Below are 10,164 nucleotides of genomic sequence, written 5' to 3'. Positions count from 1 at the left end.
CCCATCATGCACACGACATAACGTGAGGACGGAACCGCCCCATCACCCACGAACGAGCGACACCGCATCGTCAGGAACGGGACTTAACGCCCTCTGAGAGGTGTGCAAGCGGAAGTTGCTGGTCACTCCCTCCGTTCACCGCTCTCAGAGGGCGAGATGTGAGCCTTTGCCCGGTTCGTCCTTTAGTTTGGATGAGGGGGAGTGATCAGTGGTTCGGGGCGTGGTCGATACCAGGTGCCGGGCGATGGGACTCAGCGGGCGGGAGCCGGCTCGGACGACGGCCGCCACTCCCGCCTGAGCAGCCCGTAGACCCACGAGTCAGAGACCACGCCGTTGACAACGCAGTCTTCCCGCAACGTCCCCTCACGCACGAAGCCGAGCTTCTCCAGCACACGGGCAGAAGCCACGTTGCGCGTATCGGCCTCAGCCTGGACGCGATTCAGGTCCAGCGCGTCGAATGCCCACCGCAGCAAAGCGTGCGCGGCCTCGGTCGCATAACCGTGGCCCCACGCTGCATCGTCGAAGCAGTAGCCCAGCGACGCGCTGCGGAAGTCCGGATTCCACCTGTTCAGGGTGCACCAGCCGATGAACGCCCCGTCGGAGACACGATCCACGGCCAGCCGCGCCCCGGTGCCTTCCTTTTCCATCTCTCGGCAACGGGTGATGAACTTCTCGGCGCGCGCGCGTTCGGTCCACGGTGGATCGTCCCAGTAGCGCAACACGTAGGCGTTGCTCTGCAGCGCGAACAGGTCGTTCGCGTCCGCGTCTTCGAAGGCACGCAGTCGAAGGCGAGAGGTCTGCAACGAGGGGGTGGGCAGCGACATACTCATGTTCCATCCCGTGATCGGTGGCCGATCAATCAGACATGCGATGCGGGTCACTCGCAACGGGTTTCCCCGGCGGGCTGGCAGAACGACGTGAGGGGCCGGCGGTGGGTTTGCCGGGCGGTGCTCGTAGTCGCGGACCAGCCTGCGGTGCAGCATCAAGATCCCGTTGGTCTGCTCGACTCTCCAGCGGATCGGCTGCGGGACGAAGCCGCGGTCGGCCGGGTTGCGCTCGACGACTTCCACCGCGATGCCCAGGCCGGCGCCGTGGTCGACCACGGTCTTTTTGAACCCCTGGTCCACCAGCGCCTTCGTCACCGTGGAGGTCCCTGCGGCGACCTTGTCCAGTAACGCGGTACCGAAGGCGTTGTCGTGCACGGAAGCGGCCAGCACCACCACGGCGATCACCAGGCCCAGCACGTCAACGGCCAGCCCCCGCTTGCGACCCGGCACCTTCTTGGCCGGGTTGCACCCGGTCGTGGCCGCGGGTACCCCCGCGGCGGCATGCAGACTCTGGGTGTCGAGCACCACCAGGCTCGGGTCGGCTAATCGTCCCCGGCTTTCACGCACCTGCCGGCGCAGCAGGTCATGGATGACCTCGTCTGTGCCGTCGTCGCGCCATTTGTAGAAGTAGTACTTCACCGCGCCAGGCGGTGGCAGGTCGTGGGGCAGGTAGTCTCAGCGGCAGCCGGTCCGGGACTGGTGCAGGAGCGCGTTGACGATCTCTCGCAGCTCGTAGTTGCCCTGATGGCCGCTGACGGACGGGTGCTTCGCCTTCCATGCACTGGTCACCGGCTCGATCAGCGCCCAGCGTTCGTCGGATAAGTCGCTCTTGTAGGCCTGCGGTCGCTCACCCCGTCACTCCAGCACGGCCAAACCCATCGACCGGCTGGGAGTTCCCACAGTCACACGATCAGGCGATACTGAACCGGACATCAGGTCACGTACCGCCCTCTGAGAGTTTCCGGCGAACTCGCGCTCGATCACCCAGAGCTGACCAGCTACCAGGTCGTCATCGAGACCATCGCCGCCACAACCACCAAGACCGGCCTGGCCATCGGGGCCGAACTCGACACAGGGAGCTACGACCTGGGCATCAGTGTCACGCCCGCCGAGTTCCACGCGCTGCCGATCACACCGAACGTCTTCCACGGGGACTGGAACTACACACTGGCTCCTCTCCCACCTCGAACGCCAGACATGCCGGCACGCACCCGCCGATTCGATCCGGCCCTGACCATGATGCTTACCGATCCGGCCCTGACCGGCGTGTCACGGACCGCCTTCGAGCATTTGGTGGCGGTCTCGGAACCCTACTGGGACGCCATGGCCGAAGCGGCATTCCAGCGGCGCTTCTACCGCCCGCGCGGCTACCTCCACCCGCAGACCAGCAGCGTGGACCACCTCCACCGGCTCCTGGCAGCCATCCTGCGCCGCCGCAGAGCGGTGACCATTACGTTCCTGGCCCAACTACTGGGCGTCAACCGCACCAATCTGTCCATCCAGTACCAGGACGGACACCGGCTCCTGGACCTGCACCGGATCCTCATCACGCCTCTACCCGGATCGGCCGCCCGCACATTGGACCAGCTACACGCCCGAGCGACTCCCACCGAAGCCCATCACTGACAGTTATTCAAATACAGCTCCTGGCAGTGCCGGTGTATTGGCGCTGGACGCCGACCGTGCCAGTGCCCTTCTTCATGTCGCCGGTCTCGTCGACGACCAGCACCGCCCCGTCGTCGTGCAGGTGCTCCACCACGTAGCCGCACACGTCGTCGCAGACCTGATCGGCATCCCACTTTGGCGCTGCCCAACAGGTGCTGCATGCCGTCCGGAGTGGTCTCGCCAGCCCACTCGGCGATGGTCCAGCAGTTCTTGCGCGGCAGGTCGGCCAACAGACCGAGCACCAACCGCGCCGCCCTGCGCCGGGGTTCGACCCGGGCGAAGCGCCCCGCGATCCGGCCCATCAGGCCCTCGAACGCGTTCAGCCGACGGGCGGGTTCTATGCTGTGACCTGCGGCCACCGTCTCTTCGTCAGTCCACACAACTCACGATGATCAACGGTGTCCGCACCCGTCTCCACAACACGTCAGGGTCGCGCAGATCCGCCTGCCGTCCTGAGTCAGGAGGACATGTGCAACGTGGCGAAGTCTGGTGGGTGGAGTTCGACGAGCGGCGGCTGGTCGTACTGTTGGCGGCAGACGACGCGTCCAGGATCCGGGCGATGCAGGTCGTCACTCCTGCGGGCGTCGACATCAGCGGTCTGGGCGTCGAAGTGCAAGTAGGCGCCATGGAAGGACTGCCCTTTGAAGGCGTGCTGCGGTTCGCGTTCCCGCGCCCGGGCTTTACCCCCTGCACGTGGCTGACCACCGTGTCCCAGGACGACCTGATCGAGCGGGCGTCCTGTCCTCCGCGAAGCTCAGCGAGATTGAGGAAGCCCTCCGTCTCGGCGAACAGGTAAAGGAACGGACCCCGGCGACAACCGCGAAGCTCGGCGAGATAAGGGACGCCCTCCGTCTCGGTGAACTCGGGTAGGCGGAGAGGCGCCACTCATCATCGAGATCACGATCTACGGCTGGAGTATTAGGTCCAAGGTTGGATTCCAACGGACTCCAACGAGAACAAAATGAACGGGTGACCTCTCCTGCGTTCGGTGTGGACTCCTTCCTCAGCCAGCCGCTCACCGCGCGCATCGCGACCCACGGCCCGACCGTGCGCCCCGTGTGGTTTCTGTGGGAGGACGGAGCTTTTTGGGTCCTGACGGGACCGTGGGCCAGGCTCTTCGATCACGTCAGGTCAAACCCCAGGGTCGCCCTGGTGGTCGACGTCTGCGATATCGAAACGGGCCTTGTTCAACAGGTGATTGCTCGTGGTGATGCCGAACTCGTGCCCTTCGACGTACCGCGAGGCTGGCGCAAGCTCATCCGCTACCTCGGCGCGGACGAGTCCCGTTGGGACGCACGCTTCGTTCGCTACCTGCACGACGACCCCGGGGATAGGGGAACAACGTGGTTGCGGTTGTTCCCCGACTCACTCACGGCACAGGATCTGAGCTATTCCGGCACCGCATGAGCGAGGTCGCCGTCGCGATCCCGCAGCAGAGGACCGCTTCGCGCGACCGCTCACGCCTCCGCTACACCCGAAAGCGAAGACACCTGTCACCGACCGTGGCGGCTCCCCGTGATCGCTGCCAGAGCCCACTTGAAGACGTCCGCTCAGCACCGAATGTTCACCGACTGGGGCCGCTGAAGGCCAACTTGCCGGGGCCGTTGAACGGCTCTGGCACAGTCTTGGGCTCCGTCGCTGATTTGGGGGTATCAGCCGGTTGATCAAGGTGACAGGAGGATGCGGCGTCGCAGTAGGTCGAAATTGGCCCAGCCGTACATCTGTCTCTTCAGCAGCTTGATTCTGGTGACGTTGCCCTCGACCGCTCCTGAGGTGAAGGTGGTGGTCAAGGCGGCGAGTACGGCTGCGTGATCGCGCCGTATGCCGGCGGCCAGGGTGCGGAGTTCTCGTTGTCCGTCGAGGCGGACGTCTGCGAGCCACACGTCGAGGGCCAGGTGCTCGCTGCGGCGTCCGCGCACCATCGCGGCCAGGCGCCGGGCGTATTGGGTGGTCGTGGCCAGTGCGGGGCTGCGTTCGCATAGCTCGTCGAGGCACTTGTGTTCGGTGTCGGTGAGTTGCTCGGGCCGGCGCATGATCCAGTCGGTGACCCGGCGGACGGTCACATGGGGCAGCGGGGCATCCGCCGGAATCGCCCCGGTGCGGTAGGGCCGCAGGTGGCGACGGACGGTGTTGACGTCTCCGCGGTAGCCGATCTGCTGGATCTCCCGGGTGAGTGCGGCAGAGTAGGTGCAGCCCTCCATCCAGCGGTGATGCAGGTAGAGCCGGTAGTCGTCGACAATGCTCGGGCGGTCGGTTGTCGCGGCGAGAAGCTGTTGGACATCGGCGGCCCGGGCGAAGCGCAGGATGGTGCCGCGGCTGAGGTGGAGTTCACGGGCGATGGCGCGCAGGCTGTCGCCGCGTTCGATTCGTTCGTGGATCTGCTGGTGGCGTTCGCGGGTGCGGGCCACCAGCGGTCGAGGCCGTCCGTGCGCGTCCAGCTCGTCCAGGGTGGTGGGGCGGCTCTCAACGACAAAGCCAGATCGGTTGACGTTCGGCGGGAAAATCGTCGAGACCGGCACGGACTCCTACCGTCTGGCCGCCACCCGCGCCCGCGCCGCACAGCAGGCCGCGGCGGTCGCTGCGGGCTTACGAAGACGGCGCCGTTCTGCTGCGGCCTCGGACTCCTATCCGTGACTCACGGTGCGAGGGGGCCGCTGCCGTGATGTGACGCATGCCACATTTAGTTTCTGTCAGTAATCGGGGCGCTGTTCCGCTCAAGTCACGGAGAGCCAAGCGAACCGACAGGAGCAGCACATGAAGCACCGAATCGTCGTCCTCGGCGCCGGCTATGCCGGGGCCTACGTGGCCGGAACCCTGGCCCGTCGGCTGTCCCCGGCGGACACCGAGATCACCGTCGTCAACGCCGAGCCGGACTTCGTGCAGCGGCTGCGGCTGCACCAGCTCGCGGCCGGCCAGGAGATCGAGGCTCCTCAGCTCGCCGACGTCTTTGCGGGCACGGGGATACGGCTGCGCTTGGCCCGTGTCACCGCCGTCGACCCCGAGCGCCAGGTCGTCGCCGTGGCCGACGCCGAGGGCGGCGGCGAACTCGGCTACGACACGCTCTTCTACGCGCTCGGCAGCCACGCCGCCGACCACGGCGTCCCCGGAGTGGCCGAGCACGCCTTCGACGTCAGCAGTCGTCCGGCGGCGCTGCGCTTGCGCGAGCGCCTGGACAGCCTGAGCAGGCGGGACGAGGACGGGAGTGTGCTGGTCGTCGGCGACGGGTTGACCGGCATCGAGACCGCCACCGAGATCGCCGAATCCCGGCCCGGTCTGTCGGTGGCGCTGGTCGCCCGCGGCGAGCTGGGCGCCCCGCTCTCCGCCGGAGCCGGCAGCCACCTGCGCCGGGCCTGCGACCGGCTGGGCATCACCGTCCTGGAGCACACCAGCGTCGAAGCCGTCGAAGCGACGCGGGTGCTGTACACCGACGGCACCGCCCTGGCGTCCGATGCAACCGTGTGGACGGCAGGGTTCGCGGTCAGCCCCATCGCCGCCACCAGCGGGCTGGAGGTCACAGAGAACGGTCGGATCGTCGTCGATCGCACCATGCGGTCGCTCTCGCACCCGAACGTCTACGCCGCCGGCGACAGTGCCTACGCCATCGGCGACAACGGCCGGCCGCTGCCGATGTCCTGCGCTTCGGCCGGCTACACCGGCATGCAGGCCACGGCCGCGATCGTGGGACGCCTGACCGGCCGCAAGATCCCGAACAGCAAACTGGAGTACCTGGGCAACCACATCAGCCTCGGGCGGCGGGACGGGATCCTGCAGATGGTCGACGACGAAGCGCAAGCGAAGCCGAAGTATGTGGGCGGCCGAAAGGCCGCGCGGATCAAGGCGGGCATCCTCAAGATGTCACTGTGGACCACCTCGCACCCGACCTTCGGCCTGCCCAAGCTCAAACGCCACCTGGCCGCCGTACCGGATGCGGCAGCCGAGAGGACGGTCGCGTAGCCGCCTGACGAGGGAGGTCCACGTGGACAGCACCGCCACTGATCACTTCGACACCAGCCGGTTCGAGGCCAGCCGGAACCGGCTGGCCTCGCTGGCGTACCGGCTGCTGGGCTCCGCCGCCGACGCCGAAGACGCCGTGCAGGACGCGTTCCTGCACTGGCAGGCCACCGACCGGCAGCTGATCAAGGTGCCGGAAGCATGGCTGACCAAGGTCGTCACCAACCTGTGCCTCGACCGGCTCCGCTCGGCACAGGCCCGCCGCGAACGCACCGTCGGCGCCTGGCTGCCCGAACCACTCCTGGACGGCGACCCGATGCTCGGCCCGGCCGACACTTTCGAGCAGCGCGAATCGGTCTCCCTGGCCGTGCTGACTCTCATGGAACGCCTGGCACCCCTTGAGCGGGCCGTCTACGTCCTGCGCGAAGCGTTCTCCCACAGCCACGCCGAGATCGCCGAGATCCTCGAGATCACCGAATCCGCAAGCCAGCAGCACCTCCACCGGGCCCGGCACCGCATCACCGCCGCGCGCCCCAGCGGCGGCGAAGCCGACCCGGCATCCGCCCGCAGGATCGCCGAGGAATTCCTCGACGCTGCCTCCTCGGGCCGCACCGAACGCCTGGTGGCGCTGCTCACCGACGACGCGACCGCGATCGCCGACTCCAACGCCGCCGGCCCGGCCAAGACGCTGCTGCGGTACGACACTCCCCAGCGCATCGCCGCCATCGCACGGGCCGGTTTCAAACCCACACCCGCGAAACGGCGACTTGCCGGCGGCACGCCCGCCATCCACTACGCGCTCGTCAACGGCGCCCCCGCCATCCTCTTTGTGATCGGCGACCAGGTCATCGGCGCCGTGACGTTCGACATCACAGGCGGCAAGATCGCAACCGTGCGCGGCATCGCCGCCCCCACCCGCCTCGCCCGCCTCACCGCAACCTGGCGGCAGCACGGACCGGACACCCCGCTCGTCACCCAGTCGTGACCCGACACGGGCTCAACCTGCCACGGCGGGGCCGCCAGGTGGAGGTCAATGAACTGGCAACGCTGCCGGAGCGTGTGGCCCGTCCCTGGTGCCGTGAGTGCGTGCTTTGACGGTCGGGTCTGGGAAAGGCCATCCCAGTGATCAGTATTACGACTGCCGCTAGCGAGGGAAGAGGCGCTGCATCCACAGTGAGCTGATGTACTGCCCGCCTTTGACGGCGTACTCGTGGAAGACACCAACCTCCGTAAAGTCGAGCTTTCGATGCAGGGCAACCGATGCGTCATTGGGCATGGCTATGCCTGCGAGGGCGACGTGAACGGGTTCGTCGGCAAGGCAGTCGAACAGCGCGCGATAGAGCGAGGTGCCGATGCCTTGGCCCCGGCACCTGACGTGCAGCGCGATGCTTGCCTCAACGGTCTGCTGGAAGGCCTCGTGGTCTCGGTAGCGCTGACTGCAGGCGTAGCCCAGAACCTGATTGCCATGGCGGGCAACGAGCAGTCGGTAGGGACCGGTTGAGGAGAACTGGTCAAACCAATCGCGTCGTTCGGCCACGCTGGTCGGCCGAGTGGCGAAGGTGGCGATTGAGTTCGCCGCCGTGTAGTTCAGGATCTCGACGATCTGGGGAAGGTCATCATCGGTGCCGAATCCGATCTCGACAGGGCTCGTCGCAGACGTGGGCACGTCACTCCTCTGGCTCATGTCGACACGGTAATCCGAGCCCTTCTTGGCGCGGCCCGGAGGCCGACGAATGGGCACCGTCGAGGAAAGATCAGGAGAGGTCAGTTCGTGGCGGCGCTCTTCTCAGCGGCTCGGGCCCTGGTGTCAGCTCCCACGTACGAAACCAGCCGACCGACGCTCAGCGCGGCGGAGGCGTCAGTGCGCCGAGCTGCAGCAGCATCGCCAAGTCGTCGCGTACCGCCCAGCGTTCGGCGATCCGCCCGTCGACCAGCCGGTAGGCGAAGGCGACGTCTCTGCGATAGGTCCCGCTCGGCACGTCGAAGCCTCGGAACGTTCCTCCGGGCCACTCGTGCTCTCGCACGCCGAACTGGATGACCAGGTCGCCCTCCGCGACGATGCGCGACTCCACCCAGCGGGCCGGATGCTGATCACGGCGGGCCCGCAGCAGGAACTGTCGGGTGCCCTCGATCCCAGTCGGCATGTTGGGTGCCAATGCGTGGTTGACCATGTCGGGCGTGCACAATGCATCTAGCCGACCAAGATCGCCACCACCGTTGCCCAGCTCGTCCAACTCGCGAACGACCGCCTTGTTGCGCTCCGTATCCACCCTGCCGAGTGTTCAGCAGTCCCCCGTCGAGCACAACGCGACCGCCCAGGTGCCGCGCTCGGGAGTTGTGGCCAACCGTGATGCGCAGAATGGCCAACTGAGGCGCTCAGTCACAGTGGCGCCCGCTCACACCGCGGCGGCCTCCTCCTTCACCAGGGCGGCGAGCGGCGAGCGCCGGCCCTTCCCGACGCTGCGCAGCTGCTACCAGTCGACCTCGGGGTGCACGCCGGGCAGCGCGTCAACGGACGCCGTGGTGAACATCGGGACGTCGACCGCCCCGGCCCGTGAGGTGCCGTACCGCACCTCGCGCCACTCGGTGGGCTTGATCCATCCCAGGGTGCGCATGTGGTCGAACTCGACTCGCCTCACCTGGAGGCGTTCGGCGGCCTGGTCGGGACCGAGCGGGGTGTTGGCGGCGACCAGGGCGGCCGGGTCCTCGTGCTGGCACACGGTGTCGACCTGGTCGGGGTTGAGGAGCGAGCCGTCGGGGTTGCCGCTGAGATCGGTCAGCAGCCCGCGCGTGATGAGCCGGTGGACCACGAACGCGGTCACGTGCGCCCGCTCGCCGTGCTCGATCGAGTTCGGTGTGCCGAGCGTGACGGCGATCCGGTCCGCGGCGACGCTGCCCGCGATCGGCTCACGGGGGAGTGCGGTCCGGATCGCGTCCGCGTCCATCGCCTCGACAGCAGCCCGCGACCACTGGCAGGAGGAGGCGTCCGGAGCCGGGATGAGGCCGGTGTGACGCGCCCGCCGAAAGGCCGTGATCGGCACCCGCAGACGTCTGGCGGCCTGGCTTTCGTCGTACTCGGTGCGTCGTGCCATGGGGATCTTCCTGTGACCACAGCCGATAGTTGGCCAGCCGTGGGCGCGAATCCGCAGTTCAACGCCCGATGTTGATTCGCGTTTGGTCCGTTCGTCGACCGATAGGTGGCCAGTTGTGCCCCTGGAACGGCCGCCGCTGCCAGCAAAACCGTGCGTTACAGAGGCGACGGCGACCACTCCGGAGGACGCCTACCGAGGGTTCGGCCTGGAGGGTGCTTATGAGATCAGGTTCCCGGTCAGCCCCACGGCCCAGCTTGTGCTCGGCCCCGGCCAAGTCACATCCGCCGAAGAGGTCAAGCTCAGCCGAGTGATCGGCTGCAGCCAGGACCTTGCGGACACCTGCGAGCAGGTCGTCATCGGCCACCCGGACCGGCACGCCGCACTCGACAGGGTCCAGTTGAGCAGGCGCGGGCCCACGCTGCGCTTCAACACGGCCCCCGGCACCCGGAAGTACCCGGACGGCACGGAAGAGCCCATGGGCGACATCCTGCACATATACAGGAGCCGCCGTTGAGACCAAACGGTAGTGGGGGGGGGGGGGGGGCGGCCGGGGCCACCCCAGCGCCCGGGGGCGACGACCCCCCCACCCCCACCGGGGCAACAACGCACAACGCGCCCGCGGAAACCAC

The 10,164-nt window shown here is 67.4% G+C and carries 9 protein-coding genes and 4 pseudogenes; 6 read left to right on the top strand and 7 right to left on the bottom strand.

The genetic code is table 11. From position 1 onward, the window contains the following. Window positions 1-251: 251 nt before the first annotated feature. Together ACFWP5_RS46355 and ACFWP5_RS46350 are read right to left on the bottom strand one after the other, a co-directional pair. Complete coding sequence (locus ACFWP5_RS46355) at window positions 252-824, bottom strand: GNAT family N-acetyltransferase (protein ID WP_384171386.1); 573 nt, start codon at window positions 822-824, stop codon at window positions 252-254. Between the two features lie 111 nt (window positions 825-935). Beyond that, a pseudogene (locus ACFWP5_RS46350) lies at window positions 936-1,661 on the bottom strand (IS5 family transposase); the annotation flags it as partial. Window positions 1,662-1,817: 156 nt separating this feature from the next. Between ACFWP5_RS46350 and ACFWP5_RS46345 the strand changes: the two are divergent. Further along, window positions 1,818-2,590: pseudogene (locus tag ACFWP5_RS46345) on the top strand (ISAzo13 family transposase); the annotation flags it as partial. Here ACFWP5_RS46345 and ACFWP5_RS46340 read toward each other — a convergent pair. Beyond that, a pseudogene (locus ACFWP5_RS46340) lies at window positions 2,476-2,794 on the bottom strand (transposase); the annotation flags it as partial. The pseudogenes ACFWP5_RS46345 and ACFWP5_RS46340 overlap by 115 nt on opposite strands. A gap of 167 nt (window positions 2,795-2,961) precedes the next feature. Here ACFWP5_RS46340 and ACFWP5_RS46335 point away from each other — a divergent pair. Together ACFWP5_RS46335 and ACFWP5_RS46330 are read left to right on the top strand one after the other, a co-directional pair. Then, window positions 2,962-3,362, top strand: a pseudogene (locus ACFWP5_RS46335) (type II toxin-antitoxin system PemK/MazF family toxin). Between the two features lie 99 nt (window positions 3,363-3,461). Beyond that, the gene (locus ACFWP5_RS46330) at window positions 3,462-3,899 is read left to right on the top strand and encodes a pyridoxamine 5'-phosphate oxidase family protein (RefSeq protein ID WP_384171377.1); all 438 of its coding nucleotides are present in this window, start codon (window positions 3,462-3,464) and stop codon (window positions 3,897-3,899) included. Window positions 3,900-4,156: 257 nt separating this feature from the next. On the opposite strand, the gene ACFWP5_RS46325 is transcribed toward ACFWP5_RS46330, so the two are convergent. Further along, window positions 4,157-4,693, bottom strand: coding sequence for a transposase (locus ACFWP5_RS46325; protein WP_384171383.1), 537 nt, complete (start codon window positions 4,691-4,693; stop codon window positions 4,157-4,159). 553 nt (window positions 4,694-5,246) lie between these two features. Here ACFWP5_RS46325 and ACFWP5_RS46320 point away from each other — a divergent pair. Beyond that, a complete protein-coding gene (locus ACFWP5_RS46320; protein ID WP_384171374.1) occupies window positions 5,247-6,446 on the top strand; it encodes an NAD(P)/FAD-dependent oxidoreductase in 1,200 nt (399 codons plus the stop codon). A 22-nt stretch (window positions 6,447-6,468) separates the two neighbouring features. Beyond that, window positions 6,469-7,428, top strand: coding sequence for a sigma-70 family RNA polymerase sigma factor (locus ACFWP5_RS46315; protein ID WP_384171371.1), 960 nt, complete (start codon window positions 6,469-6,471; stop codon window positions 7,426-7,428). 159 nt (window positions 7,429-7,587) lie between these two features. Here the strand turns inward: ACFWP5_RS46315 and ACFWP5_RS46310 are convergent, their stop codons facing one another. From ACFWP5_RS46310 to ACFWP5_RS46300, 3 genes are all read right to left on the bottom strand, one after another. After that, window positions 7,588-8,127 (bottom strand): GNAT family N-acetyltransferase, encoded by a 540-nt coding sequence (locus ACFWP5_RS46310; RefSeq protein WP_384171368.1) that lies wholly within the window; start codon window positions 8,125-8,127, stop codon window positions 7,588-7,590. Between the two features lie 157 nt (window positions 8,128-8,284). Next, window positions 8,285-8,713, bottom strand: a complete 429-nt coding sequence (locus ACFWP5_RS46305; RefSeq protein WP_384171365.1) for an ester cyclase — start codon at window positions 8,711-8,713, stop codon at window positions 8,285-8,287. Between the two features lie 201 nt (window positions 8,714-8,914). Beyond that, entirely contained in the window at window positions 8,915-9,535 is a 621-nt protein-coding gene (locus tag ACFWP5_RS46300; RefSeq protein WP_384171362.1) for a hypothetical protein, read from the bottom strand. Between the two features lie 115 nt (window positions 9,536-9,650). Between ACFWP5_RS46300 and ACFWP5_RS46295 the strand changes: the two genes are divergently transcribed. Beyond that, entirely contained in the window at window positions 9,651-10,049 is a 399-nt protein-coding gene (locus ACFWP5_RS46295) for a hypothetical protein (protein WP_384171359.1), read from the top strand. The last annotated feature ends 115 nt before the right edge of the window (window positions 10,050-10,164 follow it).

The sequence above is a fragment of the Streptomyces sp. NPDC058469 genome, assembly GCF_042721125.1.
GTDB lineage: Bacteria > Actinomycetota > Actinomycetes > Streptomycetales > Streptomycetaceae > Streptomyces.
Note: the sequence above shows the minus strand (reverse complement) of the source record. Positions and strands in the feature narration are given on the sequence as shown.